General features: G+C 55.1%; 17 protein-coding genes, 3 tRNA genes, 3 rRNA genes and 1 pseudogene. 13 read left to right on the forward strand and 11 right to left on the reverse strand.

The window, feature by feature from the left end; genetic code table 11:
* Positions 1-5: 5 nt before the first annotated feature.
* The 5 genes and pseudogenes from ACPF9B_RS10000 to ACPF9B_RS10020 all read left to right on the forward strand — a co-directional run bounded on the left by ACPF9B_RS10000 (position 6) and on the right by ACPF9B_RS10020 (position 4,564).
* Positions 6-626, forward strand: a complete 621-nt coding sequence (locus ACPF9B_RS10000) for an aspartate/glutamate racemase family protein (protein WP_424177123.1) — start codon at positions 6-8, stop codon at positions 624-626.
* 116 nt (positions 627-742) lie between these two features.
* Positions 743-1,357 carry a hydratase gene (locus tag ACPF9B_RS10005; protein ID WP_424177125.1) on the forward strand — a complete coding sequence of 205 codons (615 nt, stop codon included), beginning with the start codon at positions 743-745 and terminating at the stop codon, positions 1,355-1,357.
* Positions 1,358-1,392: 35 nt separating this feature from the next.
* A pseudogene (locus ACPF9B_RS10010) lies at positions 1,393-1,907 on the forward strand (IS3 family transposase); the annotation flags it as partial.
* 104 nt (positions 1,908-2,011) lie between these two features.
* Positions 2,012-4,345 (forward strand): heavy metal translocating P-type ATPase, encoded by a 2,334-nt coding sequence (locus ACPF9B_RS10015; RefSeq protein ID WP_424177127.1) that lies wholly within the window; start codon positions 2,012-2,014, stop codon positions 4,343-4,345.
* A gap of 21 nt (positions 4,346-4,366) precedes the next feature.
* Positions 4,367-4,564, forward strand: coding sequence for a heavy-metal-associated domain-containing protein (locus ACPF9B_RS10020; RefSeq protein ID WP_424177129.1), 198 nt, complete (start codon positions 4,367-4,369; stop codon positions 4,562-4,564).
* Positions 4,565-4,609: 45 nt separating this feature from the next.
* Here the strand turns inward: ACPF9B_RS10020 and ACPF9B_RS10025 are convergent, their stop codons facing one another.
* Positions 4,610-5,059, reverse strand: a complete 450-nt coding sequence (locus tag ACPF9B_RS10025; protein WP_424177131.1) for a DUF411 domain-containing protein — start codon at positions 5,057-5,059, stop codon at positions 4,610-4,612.
* Between the two features lie 176 nt (positions 5,060-5,235).
* Complete coding sequence (locus ACPF9B_RS10030; RefSeq protein WP_424177133.1) at positions 5,236-5,406, reverse strand: hypothetical protein; 171 nt, start codon at positions 5,404-5,406, stop codon at positions 5,236-5,238.
* A 341-nt stretch (positions 5,407-5,747) separates the two neighbouring features.
* On the opposite strand from ACPF9B_RS10030, the gene ACPF9B_RS10035 reads away from it, so the two are divergent.
* The gene (locus tag ACPF9B_RS10035; RefSeq protein WP_424177135.1) at positions 5,748-6,935 is read left to right on the forward strand and encodes a tyrosine-type recombinase/integrase; all 1,188 of its coding nucleotides are present in this window, start codon (positions 5,748-5,750) and stop codon (positions 6,933-6,935) included.
* Positions 6,936-7,021: 86 nt separating this feature from the next.
* On the opposite strand, the gene ACPF9B_RS10040 is transcribed toward ACPF9B_RS10035, so the two are convergent.
* Positions 7,022-7,894 (reverse strand): hypothetical protein, encoded by an 873-nt coding sequence (locus ACPF9B_RS10040; protein WP_424177137.1) that lies wholly within the window; start codon positions 7,892-7,894, stop codon positions 7,022-7,024.
* A gap of 184 nt (positions 7,895-8,078) precedes the next feature.
* Here ACPF9B_RS10040 and ACPF9B_RS10045 point away from each other — a divergent pair, with 184 nt between their 5' ends.
* The 5 genes from ACPF9B_RS10045 to ACPF9B_RS10065 all read left to right on the forward strand — a co-directional run bounded on the left by ACPF9B_RS10045 (position 8,079) and on the right by ACPF9B_RS10065 (position 12,718).
* The gene (locus tag ACPF9B_RS10045; protein ID WP_424177139.1) at positions 8,079-8,813 is read left to right on the forward strand and encodes a hypothetical protein; all 735 of its coding nucleotides are present in this window, start codon (positions 8,079-8,081) and stop codon (positions 8,811-8,813) included.
* A gap of 82 nt (positions 8,814-8,895) precedes the next feature.
* Positions 8,896-9,135, forward strand: coding sequence for a helix-turn-helix transcriptional regulator (locus ACPF9B_RS10050; protein ID WP_424177141.1), 240 nt, complete (start codon positions 8,896-8,898; stop codon positions 9,133-9,135).
* Positions 9,136-9,265: 130 nt separating this feature from the next.
* Positions 9,266-9,487, forward strand: coding sequence for a hypothetical protein (locus ACPF9B_RS10055; protein ID WP_424177143.1), 222 nt, complete (start codon positions 9,266-9,268; stop codon positions 9,485-9,487).
* A 178-nt stretch (positions 9,488-9,665) separates the two neighbouring features.
* Positions 9,666-10,814, forward strand: coding sequence for a hypothetical protein (locus tag ACPF9B_RS10060; RefSeq protein WP_424177145.1), 1,149 nt, complete (start codon positions 9,666-9,668; stop codon positions 10,812-10,814).
* Positions 10,815-11,047: 233 nt separating this feature from the next.
* Positions 11,048-12,718, forward strand: a complete 1,671-nt coding sequence (locus ACPF9B_RS10065; protein ID WP_424177147.1) for a hypothetical protein — start codon at positions 11,048-11,050, stop codon at positions 12,716-12,718.
* 23 nt (positions 12,719-12,741) lie between these two features.
* Here ACPF9B_RS10065 and ACPF9B_RS10070 read toward each other — a convergent pair whose 3' ends face one another.
* The 8 genes from ACPF9B_RS10070 to ACPF9B_RS10105 all read right to left on the reverse strand — a co-directional run bounded on the left by ACPF9B_RS10070 (position 12,742) and on the right by ACPF9B_RS10105 (position 19,195).
* The gene (locus ACPF9B_RS10070) at positions 12,742-13,143 is read right to left on the reverse strand and encodes a hypothetical protein (RefSeq protein ID WP_424177149.1); all 402 of its coding nucleotides are present in this window, start codon (positions 13,141-13,143) and stop codon (positions 12,742-12,744) included.
* 209 nt (positions 13,144-13,352) lie between these two features.
* Entirely contained in the window at positions 13,353-13,544 is a 192-nt protein-coding gene (locus tag ACPF9B_RS10075) for a hypothetical protein (protein WP_424177151.1), read from the reverse strand.
* Positions 13,545-13,736: 192 nt separating this feature from the next.
* Positions 13,737-13,813 (reverse strand) — tRNA-Met (locus ACPF9B_RS10080).
* A gap of 82 nt (positions 13,814-13,895) precedes the next feature.
* Positions 13,896-14,010, reverse strand: a 5S ribosomal RNA gene (rrf, locus tag ACPF9B_RS10085).
* A gap of 118 nt (positions 14,011-14,128) precedes the next feature.
* Positions 14,129-16,962: ribosomal RNA gene (locus tag ACPF9B_RS10090) — 23S ribosomal RNA — on the reverse strand.
* Between the two features lie 357 nt (positions 16,963-17,319).
* Positions 17,320-17,396, reverse strand: a tRNA-Ile gene (locus ACPF9B_RS10095).
* Between the two features lie 84 nt (positions 17,397-17,480).
* Positions 17,481-17,556: transfer RNA gene (locus ACPF9B_RS10100), tRNA-Ala, on the reverse strand.
* A 176-nt stretch (positions 17,557-17,732) separates the two neighbouring features.
* A 16S ribosomal RNA gene (locus tag ACPF9B_RS10105) occupies positions 17,733-19,195 on the reverse strand.
* Together the 16S, 23S and 5S rRNA genes with 3 tRNA genes alongside form the textbook arrangement of a ribosomal RNA operon.
* 833 nt (positions 19,196-20,028) lie before the next feature.
* On the opposite strand from ACPF9B_RS10105, the gene ACPF9B_RS10110 reads away from it, so the two are divergent.
* Positions 20,029-21,267, forward strand: a complete 1,239-nt coding sequence (locus ACPF9B_RS10110) for an aromatic ring-hydroxylating oxygenase subunit alpha (RefSeq protein WP_424177153.1) — start codon at positions 20,029-20,031, stop codon at positions 21,265-21,267.
* Positions 21,268-22,344: a 2Fe-2S iron-sulfur cluster-binding protein gene (locus ACPF9B_RS10115; protein ID WP_424177155.1), complete on the forward strand. Its 1,077-nt coding sequence runs from the start codon at positions 21,268-21,270 to the stop codon at positions 22,342-22,344.
* Position 22,345: the final 1 nt, after the last annotated feature.

Here is a 22,345-nt window from a genome sequence, read left to right on the forward strand (position 1 = left end):
TTTTGATGAACCCCAATAGCAATCGCGCGACGACCCGCGAGATGGCTGCAATCGCGAGCACGATCCTGCCAGACGTGCAGGGCTGGACTGCGCCAGACGGACCAGGGTTGCTGACCTCCATGACGCTTCTTGATGCAGCGGCTGCACATGTGGCGGCGGCAGAGATTCCAGACGCTGTGGGCGGGATCATTGTGTGCGCGTTTGGTGATCCCGGACGCGCGGCTTTGGCGGCGCGACTGGATATTCCTGTCATCGGAATAGGCGAGTCTGCGGCGATTGCCGCGGCCTCTGGCGGCCGACGTTATGCCGTGGTCACCCATACGCCAGGGCTGGTGTCCGGAATTGACATGCTCATGCGCACCTCCGCCCCAAGCGGCGCCTATCTGGGGACTTTTCTAACAGATGGCGACCCCGTGATACTTTCCGCAGATGAGGACGCACTCGATGCAGCTTTATTAGCCGCGACGCACAGGGCACACTCGGCGGGTGCACAGGCGGTCATCATAGGCGGCGGACCTCTGGGGCAATCTGCGGAACGCTTACGCCCACTTGCACCTTGCGATCTTATCGCACCAATTCCAGAGGCAGCGCGCCGGATGCTGCGCATCATGGAGGAATGGCAGTGAAACATCTTGATGCTTTCGCAGATGCGCTGATCGAGGCCCATCAGTCGGGCAACCGCTGTGCGCCTGATGGCCCTGCCCCCAAAACAAATGCCGAGGCGTATTACATTCAAGCGCGGGTGTCCGCTGCACTGGGGCCTATCGCCGGCTTCAAGGCGGCACTCAAGCCTGGGCAAGAGCCGATCATGTCGCCGATCGTACCCGGTTTCGTTTTCGCATCTGGTGCGACCGTGGCGATAGGCGATGTCATGGGGGTTGAATTGGAAGTGGGCTGGAAGATCGTTGCGCCATTGCCTGACCAATCAGCCGACGATTTTGAAGCCAAACTCTGCCGTAGCGTTCGGCCGGTGCCAGTGATCGAACTGGTGAACAGCCGGTTGCGCGCCCCCCTCGCAGAAGACCCGATTGCCAAGCTCGCTGACTTTCAGATCAATCACGGGCTGATCATCGGGGCGACGATGGGCGACTGGGACGGACGTGACATTGGTAATATCAAAGCCCGGATGCAGGCTGGGGATAATATTATGTTGGATGGTCCTGCTGATGTACCGGGTGGGTCCGCATTTTCCACCCTGAAGATGCTTTTGGCAAAGATCGGGACACATTGTGGCGGGCTGCAGGTTGGCCAAATCGTGATTACAGGATCACTTCATCCGCTGACGTATATTGATGTTCCCTGCGAAGTGCATGGGCAGATCGACGGCCTTGGAGCCATTTCTGTCAGGTTGAATTGATCACTCGGGCGAAAGCCTGCTTAGGTTGACGGGTCATAGGCAGCCATACTCGCCCACGCAGGACCGCAGAGCTGAAGGACATTGGACTGGTTACAGCCCACCGCTGCGTTGGCCGATTGATGTGCCAGAACGGCATATCCGTGGCCAGAACCCGCACACACAAGGTGACGACCATTGCCCCGCAGGCGATTGCAAAGTAATCTGCCCAGAGCGGACAGTGATCATAAGTTCAATATCGCGTCGGACCTGCTGGATCGTGACTTCGTGGCAGAAGCGCCAAACCAGAAATAGGCGGGTGATATCAGCTCCGTTTGGACCCGTGAGGACTGGCTTTACTTGGCTGTGATCCCGGGCTTGCATTGCCGTCGTATCGTCGGCTGTGCGGTCGGCTCTGGGTACCGAACACAGCTCTCATCGTCACTTGGCGAATATATGAGCTTCACTGCAGCCGTTTTTCATGGCGCTCTTCGAATACATCAACGGCTTGTACAATCCACGCCGTCCGCACGCAGCACTGGGTTGGAAAAGCCCTGTCGCCTTCGAACGAAAGTGGCTTAAACGAGCACCGGCGGCGGCACGAATACGTGACAGGACCATTGAGGTTCCAATGACTGGACGCCTTGGGCTGAGAAACAACTGAAAGGCTGGCACCTCATGGACCACGATTATCGTCACGCGGCACCCGAAATTCAGGCGGGGGCAGAGACGGCCAAGGATCCGGTCTGCGGGATGACTGTCGCGGTCAAGCCCGACGGGCGGCACGCGGAGTTTGAAGGCGAGACCTTCCATTTCTGCTCCGAGAAATGCCAGACAAAGTTCAAGGCCGACCCGTGGCACTACGCGTCCGGCCGCGCGGTAGGGGAGAAGAAGACAGCGCCCGCGCATGCCCAGTACACATGCCCCATGCACCCCGAGATCATCCGTGACGCGCCCGGAGCCTGCCCGCTCTGCGGCATGGCGCTGGAGCCGATGCTTCCGTCGGATGAACCTAGTGAGGAGCTGACCGACTTCACCCGCCGGATGTGGATTTCTGCAGCGGCGGCGGTGCCGCTGATCGTGCTGACCATGGGCGGGCTGGTCGGCCTGCCGGTGCGCGATTGGATCGGGCATCAGACCGCAAGCTATCTGGAATTTGTGCTGGCCACACCCATCGTGCTTTGGGCGGCATGGCCGTTTTTCAAGCGGGGCTGGGATTCAGTCGTGAACCGATCGCCCAATATGTGGACGCTGATCAGCCTTGGGGTGTCGGCGGCCTATCTCTATTCGATCTTCGCAACGTTCCTGCCGGGACTGTTCCCAGACCAGTATCGCATGGGCGCGGGCGTCGGCACATACTTTGAGGCGTCGGTGGTGATCGTGGCGCTGGTCTTTGTTGGCCAGGTGCTGGAACTTCGCGCCCGCGAACGTACCGGAGACGCGATCCGCGCGCTTCTTGACCTCGCGCCCAAGACCGCGCGGCGCATCCTGCCGGACGGCACGGAATACGATGCACCGCTGGAAAATATCATGGAGGGCGACCGGCTGCGCGTGCGCCCCGGCGATGCCGTCCCCGTGGACGCAACGGTGATCGAGGGGCGTTCCAGCCTGGACGAAAGCATGCTGACCGGCGAGGCGATGCCTGTCGAAAAAGGTCCCGGCGATGCTGTGACCGGTGCTACGATCAACAAGAACGGCGCGTTGGCAATCGAAGCGGGCAAGGTCGGTGCAGACACTGTGTTGGCGCAGATCGTGACGATGGTGTCGAACGCGAGGCGGTCGCGTGCGCCAATCCAAGGACTGGCTGACCGCGTGTCAGCGGTTTTCGTGCCAACCGTGGTAGGCACTGCGATCTTCGCCTTTGTCGTCTGGATGATCTTCGGGCCGGACCCCGCGCTTGTCTTTGCCATCGCTTCAGCCGTCTCGGTGCTGATCATCGCATGTCCTTGCGCGCTCGGGCTGGCCACGCCGATCTCGATCACCACGGCGGCGGGACGCGGCGCGCAGGCGGGGGTGTTGATCAAGGACGCCGAGGCGCTGGAACGCATGGCGTCTGTTGACACGCTGATCGTGGACAAGACCGGCACGCTGACGATGGGCAAGCCCACGCTAACTGACACGGTGACGCTGGGCGATGTAACTAAGGCGGAGTTGTTGTCGCTGGCCGCAGCACTTGAACGTGGGTCCGAACATCCTCTGGCCGAAGCCATCGTTGAAGGGGCCGAAGCGGCAGGCGCCGCAAGGCAAGAGGCCACCGAGTTCGAGGCCGTCACCGGCAAGGGTGCGCGCGGACAGATCGACGGGCACGCTGTCGCCCTTGGCAACACGGCGATGATGCAAGAGATCGGCCTAGACACGGGTGCTGCCGAAGAAAAGGCCGATGCTCTGCGCGCCGAGGGCAAGACGGCGATGTTCGTCGCGGTCGATGGGGCGCTGGCAGGCATCGTGGCAGTAGCCGACCCGATCAAGGACAGCACGGCTCAGGCGATCAAGGCACTCCACGCCCAGGGGCTGCGCGTCATCATGGCGACGGGCGACAACGAACGCACAGCAAAGGCTGTGGCCGAAAGGCTGGGCATTGATGAGGTCCGCGCAGGTGTTCTACCGGAAGACAAGAAAAAGCTGATCGACCAGTTGCGCAAGGATGGCCACAAGATTGCGATGGCAGGTGATGGGGTGAACGACGCCCCCGCGCTGGCCGCTGCGGATGTTGGCATTGCCATGGGCACCGGTGCTGACGTGGCGATGGAAAGCGCAGGCATCACCCTGCTCGGCGGCGACCTGATGGGGATCGTGCGGGCGCGCAAACTTGCCCGCGCGACGTTGCGCAACATCAAACAAAACCTGTTCTTCGCCTTCGCCTACAACAGCCTTGGAATCCCGATCGCTGCTGGACTGCTCTACCCTGTGACCGGCCTGCTGCTCTCGCCCATGATCGCGGCGGCGGCGATGAGCCTCTCGTCCGTCTCGGTTATCTCGAATGCATTGCGTCTGCGACGTGTTGACCTTTAACTGCGTCAAAAGGAGAAACGCATGAATACATTCCATATTCCCGACATGAGCTGCGGCCACTGTAAGGCGATCGTCGAAAAAGCTATCAAAGGCCTCGATCCCGAAGCCCAAATCAATTTCGACATGGAAACACGGCGGATCGCGCTGGGGAGCGTCGTGGACACTGCAATAGTGCAAGCCGCCCTTGCCGAAGCAGGCTATCCAGCCACCCCAATCTGAGGTTTTGGCCTGTTCAAGATCAGAAGCGGCCTGCGCTGATTAGATCTAGGTATGGCTTGAAAACACGACAATGCTGCCATCGCGCAGCACAAGCAGCGTATCAAAAGCGTCGCGCCGTTCGTCCATTTCCATACCCGGCGATCCAATTGGCATTCCGGGCACGGTCAGGCCAATCGCATCGGGTCTCTCTGTCAGAAGCCGCTGGATATCCGCTGCTGGAACGTGGCCTTCGATGACATAGCCGTCAATGAACCCTGTATGACATGAACTCAGCTCAGGGGTGATCCCCGCCCTGTCTTTCGCCGCCCACAAGACCTCTTGCGACACGTCCTGGGTTTCAACGACCAGTCCCGCATCCTCGATATGCGCCACCCAGGCCGAACAACATCCACAGGTTGGCGACTTGAGAACCTGCATCTGGGCTACAGCCGCACGCACCGGCAAAGCCAAAACGGCAGCGCTGGAGGCGGTGATCAAAAAATCTCTACGTTTCATGTGCCTATTCCTAAGTCTGTTGGGGTTGCGTGTTTCGGTGTCAAAAATGCACTTGCCGTCTGCGATTTTCTTGGACATTTGACGCGGCTGGGGCGTGTTCAAGGCATCTGTCGTGATTTGGATGGTGCGGATCAGCGTCGCCTACCGCAAGCGATTTCAGCGACTGCGCCTCGCGCCTAGGCAGGCTGCGTAGCGTAAGCGGGGTCAAAGCGTTTCCCGCTGTCATCGGTGGTCGCGTAGACCAGCGCCTTCAGGCAAATCGAGATCCATATGACGAGATCGGCAGAGGCCAGCGTGTTGAAGACGACGTGTTCAGTGGTGATTTCAAAGCTGAACGTTCTTTGCATAGGGTGCCCGTCGCCCGCCAGCCGCCGCCTTGCTTGCGTCCACAACCGGTCCAGTGTGGTATTCAAACGCCAAGAACCACCCGAGGGTGGGTGGTAACGTAATGATATTGTGTGTGATTTGGTTGCGGGAGTAGGATTTGAACCTACGACCTTCAGGTTATGAGGCAGCTTATAGCAGTCTCTACCATTTACCACCCTATGCGCCCATATACCCTATCTTGTTGATTTCGCTTGAATTATATTGACGGCTTTGACTCTGCTCTCCTATCTCTTGCTCTACGAAACGCTTCCAGTTGCTTCCACAGTGCTTCCACGAGAATGCGGGAAAGAGAGAAACCGATATGCCCAAGCTGACCAAACGCGTCATTGATGCACTCAAGTCCGAGGCTGCGGATTTCTTTGTCTGGGATAGCCAGATTGCCGGATTCGGCGTCCGTGTCATGCCATCAGGGGCAAAGACCTATCAGGCGCAGTATCGCAAGGGCGGGCGTACCCGTCGCGTGTCTCTCGGTCGGCATGGCAAGATCACGGTGGACGAGGCGCGCCGCTTGGCAAAGGACGTCATGGGGCAAGTGGCCATGGGCGAAAACCCAGCCGAAGAGATCGCGCTGGAACGGCGCGCGCCAACGGTTGCCGCACTGTGTGATCGGTTCTTTCGGGAACATGCCGAAGAGCGCTGCAAGCCGACCACCCAGAAAGAATACCGCCGCGCGCTTGAGCTGTTCATCAAGCCTGAAATTGGCGGCTTCAAAGTGATCGACGTCGAACGCAAAGACATTGCCGCGCTACATCACAAACACCGTGAAACGCCCGATCAGGCAAACCGCACGATGCAGGTGCTTTCCAAGATGTTCAACATGGCAGAGATTTGGGGCATGCGTCCTGACGGTTCGAACCCTTGTCGCCACGTCCCGAAGTACCGTGAACAAAAGCGGGAACGCTACCTAAGCCAGCATGAGCTGCAGCGGTTGGGAGCGGTTCTTGCGCAAGCCGAACGCGACGGCTCAGAGAGCGTGCATGTGGTCGCGGCCTTCCGGTTGCTGATCCTGACGGGATGCCGCCTGCGTGAGATACAAACGCTGCAATGGGGCTTTATCACCGACACAGGCATGGAATTGCCGGATACAAAGACCGGAGCGCGGCGCATCCCGCTTCCTGCAGCGGCAAGGGCGATCCTGTCCACCCTGCCCCGCACCCCCGGCAACCCTTATGTGATCGAAGGCAAGCTGGACGGCAGCCACATTACCGATATGCAGCATCCATGGCGGCGCATTCGCGCGCGCGCCGGTCTGGATGATGTGCGCATTCATGATCTGCGCCACACGTATGCGTCCAATGCGGTTTCTTCTGGGATGCCCATTCAGATGGTTGGACGGCTGTTGGGGCACTCACAAATCCAGACGACCATGCGTTACGCCCATTTGGCGGATGATCCGGTCCGACGTGCCGCTGAAGAGAATGCGGAACGGTTGAGCGCCTTGGTCGGTGATGGGACGCCATCAGTACTCACACTGCGCGTCGTAGGTTAGCAGATACACTATCTTATGTAAGTTCATGAACGACACCCAAACGAACAGCCTAATATCTCTCAATACATATTTACTCTTAAAACTGATCAATCACCCTCATCGAACGAAACGTGCCTCACCTGTTCGACAATAGGGCCAGCGCCCCGCAAGTGCGGGTTCCTCCAGCTAATCCCTCCCGCTCTATTCCGCATGAAGTGGCCTTGAACCCAATGCGCACGTCGCGCTGTCTTGCTGTCGTCGTCTTTGATACCCGCTTCTTTCGTCGCCTGTACTTGCCGTTTGCCTAGATCACCAAGCTTTACCTTGATGATCGATTTATCCGGTAACGCCCGGCCCGACCTCTCAGCCCTTCGTCTTTCAGATCGCGGATAAGCAGCGGCTTCCTCTACTTCCAACATAGCGTTGTGTTCAAACAGGATCGACATGCCTACCGCTATGCTCAGAAAGTCGAAGCATAGTTTTTGCTCTTGCTTGTTCGCAGCTTCTTCCGTGATCTCTTCACCAATAGCCTTTGCAAGCCTCATCGTCGGTGAATGCAAGATATCTACAGAAGCCCCTCTAGACCTGAAGATAAGAAGGTTTGGCAGCATCCCATCCTTATTGGCATGGTACACTTGTGTATACAGCGTGTCATCGTCTTGGGTGATTAGAGCGGCAGGCCATGCACCCGTGGCAGGCTCAGGCACTGTAATCAGCATTGCTGGGAATGGCAGTCGAACGCTAGCGAACATACTGTCTAGGCCGTCTTCCTGCATTTGCGCAGAGAGATTGCGGAGCATGAGTTCGGCAGACTCATCAACTTGATACACCTGCGCTACGCTGAGAATTTCTCGTTGCCGCTCGCCGTGGAAATCAAGCTGTTCGAGAAGATCAGGCTCAATAGCAGCGCGTAATATGTTTTTCAGTGAAAACAAAATTGAGGGGTATAGGTCATAAAACTTCAAAAGGTTGGCGAGCATAACTCAGACCTTAAAATTAGTTGCACAAGGCTCAGTGTTTTCCTCTTGGAGCCAGCGTAGGGACACTGGTGCACCATGGGCGGCATCTGGAAGTATGGGATCAAGCAAGCTTTGGTTCAACCGTTGCGACCACATGCGAAATGAGAAACATTGCGAAAAACCAACAAGCACGGGACGCCCTTGAATGACCATTTACTCTGAAGCTACCCTGCAGAAGATTTGGGCCAACGGCATTCCCATGTCACGCGCTTGGTATGCCTATGCACATGCCGACCTGAAGGAAAAATGGAACGCGGCACAGAACAAGTCTGCAATGACCGCATTCGAGAAAGGCGTCGAAGAGGCAAAAATGAAGGATCGGCCTCTGTCCGAAGTCTTTATGTCTGGGATCGTCGGCTCGCGCGAAATACTGACCGAAAGGGAGAAAGTACGAAAATCCCTTCAGACAAACATTATCAATCACGTCAAGCTCGGCAGATTGCTGTCATTCGGTTTTGAACCGCCGCGATCTCTGTCTTCGGTTCCCGTAGCAATACCACCGGACGTCTGGAAGGGGCATGTGGACTGGACTGCCTCAAGCCTGAGCGGACAGAGCTTGCAGTTCATCGAAGTTCGGCTGATTTCCCCTGAAGGGCAAGACCGACTTGTCGAAGAAGCATTGCTGAGCGTCGAAATGGAAAGGCGGCAGGCTGGTAGGCCGTCGATCAAACTAGATGTTCAGAAAGCGTTCTCCGCACTAGAGAAATTGGGCGGTATCGATGTCGAACGATCAGCAAAGGCGCACTTTCCACTCATTCGTCAGCATATGCGGACCACGAACCCTGACCGGTACCCCGAAAGCTACAAGCTAGGTGATGAAGGGATCAGAAGCCACTTTACCCCTCTTTTCAATGAGTTAAGGAAAAGCAGTAAACAGTAAATTGTCCGGAAATTTACTGTTCTATTTACTGTATCCGGCTTGAACGACAACGAACGCATCAGACCGCACAAGGAGCGAAAAGATGCAGACACAAGTTCAAACACCACAAGCCAACCAAGCCGCTCTCGACTATCTTGACGGCTTCATTGACGAAACCCGCGCCTCAGATTTCCTCTGCCAAAGCGTTCGGACATTGCAGAAATGGCGTGTCACTGGCTTCGGCCCACAGTTCTATAAGCCGGGCCGTTCGGTGCGCTATCGCCGCCGCGATCTGCTTGACTGGCAAGAGTCCCGGATGCGCAAGAACACCTCTCAGCTTTGAGTTTTGCCCGCGCCGGGTTGGCAGCACTGCGCGGGATTTTGGGGCCGGATGGCTTCAAACAGGCGCGGGGTCAAATGCGATCTCGCGCCTTTCGTTTCATAGCAACAAAAATTGAAATCGGAGGACAATCATGTCAAATCAACCAGCCCATAAGATCAAGTTGGGCCTGATCACCGCCACTATCTGGGACAATGACGGGTCTTACTCTGTCGACATGTCCCGATCCTACAAGAACGATCAGAACGAATGGAAAAACACATCGGGGTTCTTTCATAGCGACCTGCTGAACGCCGCAAAATGCGCCGAACGCGCCGAAATTTGGATCAGCCGACAGCTCGCTACCCGCCAATAACAAGCTGAGCCGGGCCTTCGCGCCCGGCCCCAAAACAAAAGCTGCCCCGCCGGAGGCACCTTCAAGGGTGCGTAGCAGCCGCCCCCTTCCAGAATTGAAACCGCAACGGCAACAGCCGGAACCAAGGGGGGTCTTGTAACACCCCCCTCCACGAATACGAAAGCGAAGGTCAGAGCAAATGGACGCGACAATCTTGCATTCGGGTTTCGATGGCCTGAAGTTCACTGTCCAGACTGACATCCCCCCGGCGCTACGGGAAAAACTTGCCGCTGCGAAGGACCATGCAAAGCAAACACACAGCGAATGCTTGATCAGCTTTGGTCCCGTCACGCTGAGCGTCAGCAACAAGGGCGCGCGCGGCTTTACAGCGCATACTGGTGACCATGGCGCGGTCTGGTTATTCCAAGACCCACAAGACCGCATTCCCCACAATCCCGGCATTACTGTCGATTTCCGCGCCTTCGGACTGGCGACCGGTGGCTTGGAAGGTGCAGAGCGACATTTCCGCGAATGCATAAACGCCATGGAAATCAAATATGTCGAAACGCAACTGCGCGTGTCCCGCGCAGATTATGCCGTCGATTTCCTTGCACCTTGGTTCGAACCGAACCGTGAGGCGTTGGTGGTGCCACCCGGCACAAAGATCACAGAATTCACCGGCATTGACGAAACCGCGACAATGGCTAGCGGATCACGCGTGACCGGGCTGCGTGCCGGGGCCATCGCAAACAGGCAAATCGCCATCTACGACAAGCGCGCCGAAATCATCCAGACAGGTAAAATGGGTTGGCTGACAATCTGGAATGCCGCACTCGCCGCGCAAGGAGAACACCCGCTCGACATCAAAGACCGCAATGCCAGCCAAGTCTGGCGGTTTGAACTGCGGCTAGGTTCCAAGCAACTGCGCCACAGGTTTGAGATGCGCAACTGGCAGGACATCCAAGATATGGTTGGAGACGTCTTCACAGACGCGCTGACGCGCATTCACTACTGCGAGCCAACGATTGACCGCAATCGGTCCCGGTGGCCTTTGGATGAGCTATGGCGGCAATTTGAACATGTGATCCACAATGACTTGCGGGCCAACTGCTGTGGCGTTCTGCCCGACGACGTGCGCAATGCGAACCGCATCGAAAAAATGCGTGAAATCGATGCGCAGCTATTAGGTCTGTTTGTCACCCGCGCAGCAATCTCAGACGTGCCCAGTGACGACTTCCACGAATTCATGGATTGTCACATAAGCGCGTTGCAGCGATCTTGCGATGCGCACCCCGTGCCAGTAAATGAGCGGCTTAGCAAGGCGGCCGCGCGGTATCGGTTGGTGTGATCCGTAAGGAACTACAGATTTCCGGTTTTGTTACAGATGAAGAGCCTCAACTTTTCTATCGTTGAGAACAGACTTATGGGGTCATTTAGATTTCTGCCTATGCGTCAAGCGTCCTTCTAAACAAAGGTCTCTTGAAGTATTGAGGAACAACTAACAACATGCAATTCTGAGATGAGCATAAGATCAGTGGTACGCCCCGCCACGACAGCTGCTGTATATCAGGGAAGCCGAGCATGACGAATGATACCCAAGAGCAGTATGATGACGATCTTCGGTGGCGCCTCGAGACACTCAAACTGATGTTCGAAGAAGGAAAAATTCATATTGCAGACCATCTGTGGGAGGATACCAAAACAAGCCTCTCCAAAGTTCAATATCAACCGGATGGGAAAATCGATCTAAGTACGGTTGACGGCAGGGTACGTTCAATGTCTCTGATGGCAGCTCATATGCACCAGCGGAACCAAGCCAAAGACGCAATTTCATTATCAGACATTTCGTCAATGTACTTCGAGTTTATTGAGAAGAACCTCGGATTCATCAACCAAGAGGCAAAAAACTATAATTTAGATGCTCTAGAGTTTGCCCGCCTTGCCCCCAAAAGCTCAGACTTTGTGAGGGATATTGTTCCTCAAATACCCAAATTCATAGAAACGATGCAAGAGTTTTGGGAAAATGTTTCAGATTCTGCTCATTATCACATTCAGGATTTACGTGCGTCTAAGGCCATTTATGGAGGTGATCTATTTCCAAGCTACCAAAGGAACATCTCAAGCACAGCTAGCCTATATATCGATACAATCATTTTATCCGATCCTTTCTGGAATAGCCGCCATATTTTTAATGTTGCCAAACCAGAAACTCAGCTTCACTACCTCGTGAAGCACACTATAAATGTCCTGCAGTATCAAAAACTTGCTAACGCAAATACTGATGTACCCATTGTAGCTTTTGCGCCGTTCAGGTCCTCTGTGGATGAACAAGAGGCTGAATTCCTTAAGCGCATCGCTACAGCCGATGGGTTGAAGCACGCCAGTCGGATATTTGGTCGAGAGTTCACCGAAGCCGATGAACTTTGGGAGTTTGTGGCGCCACTTGAAAATCCCGAACAGATCGTCGCCTCTATTGCTGACGCCTCGCGAGTCTTGTTTGATACAGAATGGACCGAAAGCCTTGAAGAACAACTTAGTAAGTCACTCAAACTTGATTGGTCGAGCACTTTAGAAGCCGCTCCACACGCGGGGCAAATGCTAGCAGCACAGTGCTTTGGACGCATGGGCCAGGCGACGGACTTGCTCCTGAAAAGTCGATATCTTGCCGGAGTCCCGCTGATGGATGCGCCCACTTCTTGGCAGTATTTTAATTGGAAGCTTGAATACAATTCTGCGATAGAACCTGACAGCCGCACTCATCTCCACATGATCAGAGGTTTGCAACGTGCATCCGATACAGATGAAGAATGGCTTGGGAATATTCCTCCAGATGCTATCATTGAGATGCGAAAATCGGGAGCATTTGATGAAATTCGTTCAGTTCTCTCAGTTGGCGTTGATGAACTTTCGCAAGCCAATCCAACAAATTTCTTCCGTTCTAGCGATAAAATTGTTGAGAATATCAGAGACGCGTTTGAGCGACATATGAAAGAAGTTAAGGACCTTCGTGCCAAGAAGGTGAAATTTGCTGGACACGACATAGGAACGATGGTTGCTGCCGGTGCTATAGATATTGCGTCAATTGTTACCGGAACTCCAACATTTGGCGCAGCAAGCTTTGCGGTTAACCAGCTAATAGATGCCCCGAAGCTTCGAGAGATACCAAATCGTTTTAGGGAACTGAACGAGGCTCATAAGGAGTTAAAAAAGTCTCCAATGGGCCTGTTCTTTGAGCATAAAGCAAGAAAGTGATATCAGCGATATTTATAGGGAACTCAGGTTGATACGTCGCCACGTTCGGCCTTTTTCTTCGCCCTCGCTACTGCACTACGTTTCCCCAGTTCTGACATTGCCTTGCGGATCATCGCGCTCTCGTCGTCATCAGAGGGTTTAGTTGAAACCGTCGCATGAACAACGGGAACCGTTCCCAGCCCGTCACCAGACAGTTGGCACCCCCGTTGAACGTCATCTAGTTCAACGGCTGGCAACCGTGCTTCGACGGTTGGAATAGGTTGCTTCGAACCGTTGCTCGATACCGCGCCCACGGTTGCGTCTTTCTCGTCATCCGGGAGCATGCGGTAGAGGCCGACGGCCATCGCAGCGATCCCGACTATGGCGGCAGTGGCCGGGTTTAGAATGGCGGGCAGGAGCATCCCCAGTTTTGCGTGATTGTTCACTTTGGTATCCCTTTCGATCTATGGTCTGTTCGGAACCGTTCGCGACCCGTTGGCAGCGGTTGGACGTACGGTTCCGAACGGTCATTCTAGGAGATTTCAACGGTTGGAGAATCCACGTTGGTTGCGCCGCTGTGCGACGGGTGACGGTATTTGGGATTGGTTGGTTACGCAGACACCCCACCGCCCCGCACGTACGCAGCTATATGCAGTCAGGAAACGGGTTTAGTGGTCGCTTCAGCTTCGCTTTCATGGCGTGCCCTGCGCAGGCGGGCCATTTTGTCTTGGCGTTCCTTAGTTTCGGCCTCCTTGATTTCCTTCACGGCTCTGGCGGTCTTGTCCATAGCGGTTTCGGGTTTGGATTGTGCCGTCGTGAAGCCGCTTAGATCATCGTTCTTGGCCATGGGTATCTTCTCCTTCAAATATTTTTGGGATCGTGATGGATGATTGGCGCATGATTTGAGCTATGCGGGCGTTGCGCTGCTGCCACATCTCTGGTTTCGCCTTCGTTGCGTCCACAACGGGTCCAGTGTGGTATTCAAACGCCAAGAACCACCCGAGGGTGGGTGGTAACGTAATGATATATTGTATATTTTTGGTTGCGGGAGTAGGATTTGAACCTACGACCTTCAGGTTATGAGCCTGACGAGCTACCGGGCTGCTCCATCCCGCGCCAATGTTTGGCGCACCTATTTTGGTAGGTGCATCGTAAGAGAGATACCCTTGGAGTGTTCCAAGGAGGCGTTGTTTATTAGGTTTGGCAGTGACTTACTCTCCCACGTCTTAAGACGCAGTACCATCAGCGCTGCGGCACTTAACTGCCGAGTTCGGGATGGGATCGGGTGTTTTGCTCGCGCTATGACCACCAAACCAAAAAAACAACGCCAGCGATGTGCCTTTTGAGGGGCACACCGTTATGTTCCAAGTCATGTACGACTGTAGTTTTGTGTATGTATCCTGATTTTCGCCAGTCTTACTATTACTGGATCAAATCAAGCCTATCGGGCAATTAGTACCAGTCAACTGAACGCATTGCTGCGCTTACATCTCTGGCCTATCGACGAGGTGGTCTACCTCGGCCCTCAGGGATACCTTGTTTTGAAGGGGGCTTCCCGCTTAGATGCCTTCAGCGGTTATCCTGTCCGATCATAGCTACCCTGCACTGCCGTTGGCACGACAACAGGTCCACCAGTGGATCGTTCACCCCGGTCCTCTCGTACTAGGGGCAACTCTTCTCAAGTATCCTACACCCACGGAAGATAGGGACCGAACTGTCTCACGACGTTCTAAACCCAGCTCACGTACCTCTTTAAACGGCGAACAGCCGTACCCTTGGGACCTGCTCCAGCCCCAGGATGAGATGAGCCGACATCGAGGTGCCAAACGGTGCCGTCGATATGGACTCTTGGGCACCATCAGCCTGTTATCCCCAGCGTACCTTTTATCCGTTGAGCGATGGCCCTTCCACTCGGGACCACCGGATCACTATGGCCGTCTTTCGACTCTGCTCGACTTGTCAGTCTCGCAGTCAGGCTGGCTTCTGCCATTGCACTCAACGAGCGATTTCCGACCGCTCTGAGCCAACCTTCGCGCGCCTCCGTTACAATTTGGGAGGCGACCGCCCCAGTCAAACTACCCACCACGCAGGGTCCCGGACCCGGATAACGGGCCGCGGTTAGACATCAAGCAAGATAAGGGTGGTATCTCAAGGGAGGCTCCACAAGGACTAGCGTCCCTGCTTCAAAGCCTACCACCTATCCTGCACATATCGTGCCTGATGCCAATGCGAAGCTATAGTAAAGGTGCATGGGGTCTTTCCGTCTAACCGCGGGTATCCTGCATCTTGACAGGAAATTCAATTTCGCTGAGTCCACATTTGAGACAGCGGGGAAGTCGTTACGCCATTCGTGCAGGTCGGAACTTACCCGACAAGGAATTTCGCTACCTTAGGACCGTTATAGTTACGGCCGCCGTTTACCTGGGCTTCAATTCGGAGCTTGCACTCCTCCTTTTAACCTTCAGGCACCGGGCAGGCGTCAGACCCTATACGTCGTCTTACGACTTCGCAGAGCCCTGTGTTTTTAGTAAACAGTCGCCACCCCCTGGTTTGTGCCCCCGCCCAAAAGTTGCCTTCTGAACGGGCCTCCTTCTCGCGAACTTACGGAGGTATTTTGCCGAGTTCCTTAAATGTGGTTCTCTCAAGCGCCTTGGTATTCTCTACCAGTCCACCTGTGTCGGTTTAGGGTACGATCTAGCGGAGGGCTATTTCCAGGAACCTCTAAGCGGCCTCCCCAATCCGATAAGGGGAAACAACCTTCGAGATCCGTCACATCCTCCTGGCCCAGGAATATTAACCTGGTTCCCATCGACTACGCCTTTCGGCCTCGCCTTAGGGGTCGGCTTACCCTGCTCAGATTAGCTTTAAGCAGGAACCCTTGGACTTTCGGCGAGGGAGTCTCTCACTCCCTTTGTCGCTACTCATGTCATCATTCTCACTAGTGATCTCTCCACCGGATCCCTCACAGGCCGGCTTCACAGAAAGCTCCCTGCGTCCAATATACCCCGAAGGGCATTAAGGACGCTTGGAACTATGTCACACTACGCTCTGCTACCATGCAATAAATTGCATCCCAGACTTCGGCTCATGGCTTGAGCCCCGTTACATCTTCGCCGCAGGACAACTTATTTAGACCAGTGAGCTGTTACGCTATCTTTAAAGGATGGCTGCTTCTAAGCCAACCTCCTGGTTGTTTTGGTCGTCCCACTTGCTTTCCCACTTAGCCATGAATTAGGGGCCTTAGTCGTAGGTTAGGGTTGTTTCCCTCTTCACAACGGACGTTAGCACCCGCTGTGTGTCTGCCGGATATTACTCCTCGGTATTCGGAGTTTGGTTAGGATCAGTAAGACGGTGAGTCCCCATTACCCATCCAGTGCTCTACCCCCGAGGGTATTCGTCCGACGCTCTACCTAAATAGATTTCGCAGAGAACCAGCTATCTCCGAGTTTGATTGGCCTTTCACCCCTAGGCACACCTCATCCCGACCTTTTTCAACAGGTGTGGGTTCGGACCTCCAGTTAGTGTTACCTAACCTTCATCCTGGACATGCCTAGATCACTCGGTTTCGGGTCTAATGCATCTAACTCAATCGCCCTATTCAGACTCGCTTTCGCTGCGCCTACACCTAACGGCTTAAGCTTGCTAGATACACTAAGTCGATGACCCATTATACAAAAGGTACGCTGTCAGGTCTCAAGGACCCTCCAACTGATTGTAGGCGTTCGGTTTCAGGTACTGTTTCACTCCCCTCGTCGGGGTGCTTTTCACCTTTCCCTCACGGTACTGGTTCGCTATCGGTCAGTAAGGAGTACTTAGCCTTCGAAGGTGGTCCTCCGATGTTCAGACAGAATTTCACGTGTTCCGCCCTACTTAATACGTCCAATCATGCTTCTTATACGGGACTGTCACCCACTCTGGTTGTGCTTTCCAACACATTCTAATCACATTCATGGCTCGGCTGGTCCCCGTTCGCTCGCCGCTACTAGGGGAGTATCTGTTGATTTCCTTTCCTCCGGGTACTTAGATGTTTCAGTTCCCCGGGTTTGCTTTTGTAAACCTATGTATTCAGTCTACAAATACCTGGTTTACCTCATTATTAATCACCCCGAAGGATAATAATAACAAAGTATCAGGTGGGTTGCCCCATTCAGAAATCCATGGATCAAAGCTTATTCTCAGCTCCCCATGGCTTATCGCAGAGTATCACGTCTTTCATCGCCTCTTACTGCCAAGGCATCCACCAAACGCCCTTTTCGCGCTTGATTTGATCCAGAAAAAGCAAGGCTTCTTCTGTGGTTGGGCCCTTTTGTTATTCAAACCCAACCTTAATCAAAATGCATACATTGCAACGCCAGCCGCTGGTTCAGCAACTGGCATCGTTCGAGCAACATTACTGTTGCTCCGGTTAGTGTACTTGACTTGGAACAAAATAGATTTTCAGGATTTCGACGGTTCCATGCGGAACCTCCATCCATCTGGCAACCCCTCACGCGAGGCGCCTCTATTCTGATGTTGTATCTCTCTATACGATGTCAAATGACCATAAGGCCAAGTCGTCCAGTTGGACGGCAAAACAGCAAAACGCTGCTTGACGGTCAAACTGTAGCTGCAAATTAGTGTGTTGGTGGGTCGAGGAGGACTTGAACCTCCGACCTCACGCTTATCAGGCGTGCGCTCTAACCACCTGAGCTACCGACCCAACGAGGTTGAAGTCAGAGACTTCAGTGGTGGAGCGCATCACGCCAAAGGCACGCTGCCTAAGGTGACGATTTGCTCCAGCATATGGTGGAGCGTATCGGGATCGAACCGATGACCCCCTGCTTGCAAAGCAGGTGCTCTCCCAGCTGAGCTAACGCCCCAAATGGTGCGTTTCGCCGACTGAGCGAAACTGCGAACTGAAGAGATATGAGGACGGCCTGGCTCCAGGTCACTGCAAGGAAAAGCAGTGCCTGTTATGCCGGCTTTGTTTGCCGACTGCTAAGTGTTTCACGAAGATTGAAAGCGAACTCTCAATCCTGACTAGAAACATCCTTAGAAAGGAGGTGATCCAGCCGCAGGTTCCCCTACGGCTACCTTGTTACGACTTCACCCCAGTCGCTGAGCTCACCGTGGTCCGCTGCCCCCATTGCTGGTTGGCGCACGGCCTTCGGGTAAACCCAACTCCCATGGTGTGACGGGCGGTGTGTACAAGGCCCGGGAACGTATTCACCGCGTCATGCTGTTACGCGATTACTAGCGATTCCGACTTCATGGGGTCGAGTTGCAGACCCCAATCCGAACTGAGACATCTTTTGGAGATTAACCCATTGTAGATGCCATTGTAGCACGTGTGTAGCCCAACCCGTAAGGGCCATGAGGACTTGACGTCATCCACACCTTCCTCCCGCTTATCACGGGCAGTTTCTCTAGAGTGCCCAACTGAATGCTGGCAACTAAAGATGTGGGTTGCGCTCGTTGCCGGACTTAACCGAACATCTCACGACACGAGCTGACGACAGCCATGCAGCACCTGTCACTCTGTCTCTTACGAGAAAAGCTAGTCTCCTAGCCGGTCAGAGGATGTCAAGGGTTGGTAAGGTTCTGCGCGTTGCTTCGAATTAAACCACATGCTCCACCGCTTGTGCGGGCCCCCGTCAATTCCTTTGAGTTTTAATCTTGCGACCGTACTCCCCAGGCGGAATGCTTAATCCGTTAGGTGTGACACCGAAGGGCAAGCCCCCCGACGTCTGGCATTCATCGTTTACGGTGTGGACTACCAGGGTATCTAATCCTGTTTGCTCCCCACACTTTCGCACCTCAGCGTCAGTATCGAGCCAGTGAGCCGCCTTCGCCACTGGTGTTCCTCCAAATATCTACGAATTTCACCTCTACACTTGGAATTCCACTCACCTCTCTCGAACTCTAGACTGGGAGTTTACAAGGCCGTTCCAGGGTTGAGCCCTGGGATTTCACCCCATACTTTCCAATCCGCCTACGTGCGCTTTACGCCCAGTAATTCCGAACAACGCTAACCCCCTCCGTATTACCGCGGCTGCTGGCACGGAGTTAGCCGGGGTTTCTTTACCAGATACTGTCATTATCATCTCTGGCGAAAGAGCTTTACGACCCTAAGGCCTTCGTCACTCACGCGGCATGGCTAGATCAGGCTTGCGCCCATTGTCTAAGATTCCCCACTGCTGCCTCCCGTAGGAGTCTGGGCCGTGTCTCAGTCCCAGTGTTGCTGATCATCCTCTCAAACCAGCTACTGATCGTAGACTTGGTAGGCCATTACCCCACCAACTATCTAATCAGACGCGGGCTAATCCTTCACCGATAAATCTTTCCCCCAAAGGGCGTATACGGTATTACTCCCAGTTTCCCGAGGCTATTCCGTAGTGAAGGGTATATTCCCACGCGTTACTAACCCGTCCGCCGCTAGACCCGAAGGTCTCGCTCGACTTGCATGTGTTAGGCCTGCCGCCAGCGTTCGTTCTGAGCCAGGATCAAACTCTCAAGTTGAAAGCACATCGCTGCGCTATCCTTGACGTTCGAACCTCTGCACATCACCATATGGCCTTACTGAAACCATATGGCGTTTCTCTGTTTATCGTGCTTCAGGTTTTCATAAGAAAACAAGAAACCGTCCAAACAGTGAAGCTGACACTCTATCATCGGGCCGAAACCCTAAGAGCGTTGATATACAGACGTCTGATCCATCGAACTGAACCAAACCGCCCACATATCTCTTCAGATATATCAATTTCAAACAGCGTAGAGACAAAAAGAAAACAGATGCGCCCTAAACTCCGGCGCGCCCGCCTCTAATCCTCAATAATTTCTTCTTACCGCTTCCAAACCTTCAAGACCGTCTCCAGCCCCTCAAACCCGTCTAGCGCCCCGACACTGCATCTCTGCGCCGCCGGTGAGGGGGGTTCTACGGTTACTGCACGCAGCCCGCAAGGGGTTTTTTCGGGAAAATGACAGCAATGCGCATTTTCTTGGAACATTTATGACAAGCGCCAATAAAACAAGCGTCTTGCCCCATAAAACAAGGTCTTTGCAAAAGTGCTGATCGCACAAATCGCAGCGGACGTGATAGAATCAAAGCCACAACAGAGCGCATTTCACGACATATTCGGCCCGAGCAGCCCCGAGTCGTCGCCCACCCCTCCAGAATCGCGACAACACGGCGAAAGCGCGCGGCGGCACCCCACCCTGCGGCGCAGTTTGCTGGCCGCAGGTCGTATTTCGGCGGTTGCCGTGCCGCAGTGCGGCTAAGCTCACTTTGCGCAGTACTCTCCCGCACTGCGCATTGTGTAGACGTGCTGTTGAACGGCACAAAGCGAGGTACGATGCTTGATCAAGCCCTGATGCTGGACCGCCTGTCGGCGCGTCGCCCCGCGCATGCGCTGGAACGAGAGCTTTATTGCGACGATGGTGTCTATAACCTCGATCTCGACCACATCTTCTATCGCGACTGGCTGTTCGCCCTGCCCTCCCCTGTGCTGCCAAAACCGGGCGCGTTTGCGACCCTGCAGATCGGGGCCTATCCAGTCGTCATCGTGCGCAGCACCGATGGCGTGATCCGCGCCTTTCACAATGTCTGCCGCCATCGCGGTCAGCGGCTATGTGCGACGACAACCGGATCGACGCCCAATCTGGTCTGTCCTTATCATCAGTGGACTTATGGGCTGGACGGCAAGCTGCTTTATGCCCGCGACATGGGTGACGGGTTCGATCCGGCCGCGCATGGGTTGAAAAAGGTCCATTGCGTTGATTTGGGCGGGATGGTTTTTATCTGCCTTGCCCAAGTGCCGCCACCGATCGCCGATCTTGCCAAGCATCTGACAGCCTTTCTCGCACCATCCGGCCTCAAGGATGCCAAGGTCGCGCATAGCTCGACCATTGTTGAAAATGGCAACTGGAAGCTGGTGCTGGAAAACAACCGCGAATGTTACCATTGTTCGGGGTCGCATCCGTCGCTGTGCCGCACCTTCTCGGACAATCCCAAATTCGCCGCCATGTCCGGCCCTGACGAGGCTAGCGCCGAAATCCTGACCCATTGGAAACGGTGCGAGGCTGCGGGCCTGCCGTCACGCTTTACCCTTGCGGATGATACGCGCTGGCGGCTGGCACGGGTGCCTTTGCTGAACAATGCCGAAAGCTATACGATGTCCACCAAGGCCGCCGTGGCCAAACGGATGGGCACGATGCCGTTCAACGATGCAGGCACGCTGCTGTTCTATCACTATCCCAACACATGGAACCACTTTCTGGGCGATCATGCGATCACCTTCCGCGTCCTGCCGATCTCGGCCACGCAAACCGAGGTGACAACGACATGGCTCGTCCACAAGGACGCGGTCGAAGGCGTGGATTATGATCTGAAAACCCTGACCGAGGTCTGGTTGAACACCAATGACGAAGACCGCCAAGTGGTCGAGGAAAACCAGAAAGGCATCCTGTCGCCCGCTTATGAACCCGGCCCCTATTCCCCCATCCAGGAAGAAGGCGTGATCCAGTTCGTGGACTGGTATGCCGGCCTGATGACCAAGCGGCTGACCCCACAACCCGCATTGGCGGCAGAATAGATGCCTGCGCCCACACGCATCAGCGCCACCGCCGCTTGGCGCGACGATGAATGGCTTGAATGTGTCATGGTCATCCCCGAAACGCCCGGTGTGGCGACCTTTGCCTTTCGCGCGCCTTCGGGAGCATGGTTTGATTATGAACCGGGCCAGTTCCTGACGCTTGATCTGCCGGTGCCGGGTGGCGCGATCCAGCGGACCTATACGATCTCGTCCAGCCCCTCGCGGCCCTTGTCGATCTCGATCACGGTCAAGGCGCAACACGATAGCATCGGTACGCGTTGGATGCTGGACCATCTGCGCCCGGGAATGAAGGTCAAGGCTTACGGTCCCGCAGGCATCTTCAGCTTTCACCGCCATCCAGCGGACAAATACCTGTTCATCTCGGCAGGGTCGGGCATCACGCCGATGATGTCGATGACAACCTGGGCCTGGGACAGCGGCGACATGCCCGATATCGTCTTTGTCCATGCCGCGCGCCGCCCCTCTGACATCATCTTTCGCGAAAGGCTCGACCAGTTCGCCAACCGTGTGCCGGGGCTGCAATTGCGCTACACGGTCAAGGAACCCGACCCGTTCCGCGTCTGGCACGGCTATCACGGGCGGCTGAACCAGATCATGCTAGGGCTGATGGCGCCAGATTATCTGGAGCGTGAAGTGTTCTGCTGCGGGCCTGAACCTTTCATGCAGGCGGTGCGCGACATGCTGGGCGCGCTTGGCTATGACATGGACCGCTATCATCAGGAAAACTTTCAGGCTCCCGTCGAAAAAGCCGCCGATGCGCCCCAGATCAATGATATCACCCCCGATGCCGACACCAGTGCGCAGATCAGCTTCACCACCTCGGGCGTTGTCGCGGCCTGCACCGAAACCGACACGGTGCTGGCCGTGGCGCGCGCCAACGGGCTGAACATTCCGTCGGGCTGCACCTTTGGCCTCTGCGGCACCTGCAAGATCCGCAAGACCGCGGGCGAGGTTCATATGGTCCATAACGGCGGCATCTCGGACGAAGATATTGCAGATGGCTATATCCTTGCCTGCTGCTCCAACCCGCTGGGCCGGATCGCCGTCACTGTCTGAC

This window comes from Yoonia sp. TsM2_T14_4, assembly GCF_049602355.1.
GTDB lineage: Bacteria > Pseudomonadota > Alphaproteobacteria > Rhodobacterales > Rhodobacteraceae > Yoonia > Yoonia vestfoldensis_A.

What these genes read in the sequence shown, in the direction of transcription:
- ACPF9B_RS10000 (WP_424177123.1), top strand. Translation starts at nt 6, where the DNA reads ATGAACCCCAATAGCAATCGCGCGACGACCCGCGAGATGGCTGCAATC.
- ACPF9B_RS10030 (WP_424177133.1), bottom strand. Translation starts at nt 5,406, where the DNA reads ATGCAAAGAACGTTCAGCTTTGAAATCACCACTGAACACGTCGTCTTC.
- ACPF9B_RS10075 (WP_424177151.1), bottom strand. Translation starts at nt 13,544, where the DNA reads ATGGCCAAGAACGATGATCTAAGCGGCTTCACGACGGCACAATCCAAA.
- ACPF9B_RS10060 (WP_424177145.1), top strand. Translation starts at nt 9,666, where the DNA reads ATGGACGCGACAATCTTGCATTCGGGTTTCGATGGCCTGAAGTTCACT.
- ACPF9B_RS10110 (WP_424177153.1), top strand. Translation starts at nt 20,029, where the DNA reads ATGCTTGATCAAGCCCTGATGCTGGACCGCCTGTCGGCGCGTCGCCCC.
- ACPF9B_RS10020 (WP_424177129.1), top strand. Translation starts at nt 4,367, where the DNA reads ATGAATACATTCCATATTCCCGACATGAGCTGCGGCCACTGTAAGGCG.
- ACPF9B_RS10045 (WP_424177139.1), top strand. Translation starts at nt 8,079, where the DNA reads ATGACCATTTACTCTGAAGCTACCCTGCAGAAGATTTGGGCCAACGGC.
- ACPF9B_RS10025 (WP_424177131.1), bottom strand. Translation starts at nt 5,059, where the DNA reads ATGAAACGTAGAGATTTTTTGATCACCGCCTCCAGCGCTGCCGTTTTG.
- ACPF9B_RS10115 (WP_424177155.1), top strand. Translation starts at nt 21,268, where the DNA reads ATGCCTGCGCCCACACGCATCAGCGCCACCGCCGCTTGGCGCGACGAT.
- ACPF9B_RS10065 (WP_424177147.1), top strand. Translation starts at nt 11,048, where the DNA reads ATGACGAATGATACCCAAGAGCAGTATGATGACGATCTTCGGTGGCGC.
- ACPF9B_RS10055 (WP_424177143.1), top strand. Translation starts at nt 9,266, where the DNA reads ATGTCAAATCAACCAGCCCATAAGATCAAGTTGGGCCTGATCACCGCC.
- ACPF9B_RS10040 (WP_424177137.1), bottom strand. Translation starts at nt 7,894, where the DNA reads ATGCTCGCCAACCTTTTGAAGTTTTATGACCTATACCCCTCAATTTTG.
- ACPF9B_RS10050 (WP_424177141.1), top strand. Translation starts at nt 8,896, where the DNA reads ATGCAGACACAAGTTCAAACACCACAAGCCAACCAAGCCGCTCTCGAC.
- ACPF9B_RS10015 (WP_424177127.1), top strand. Translation starts at nt 2,012, where the DNA reads ATGGACCACGATTATCGTCACGCGGCACCCGAAATTCAGGCGGGGGCA.
- ACPF9B_RS10035 (WP_424177135.1), top strand. Translation starts at nt 5,748, where the DNA reads ATGCCCAAGCTGACCAAACGCGTCATTGATGCACTCAAGTCCGAGGCT.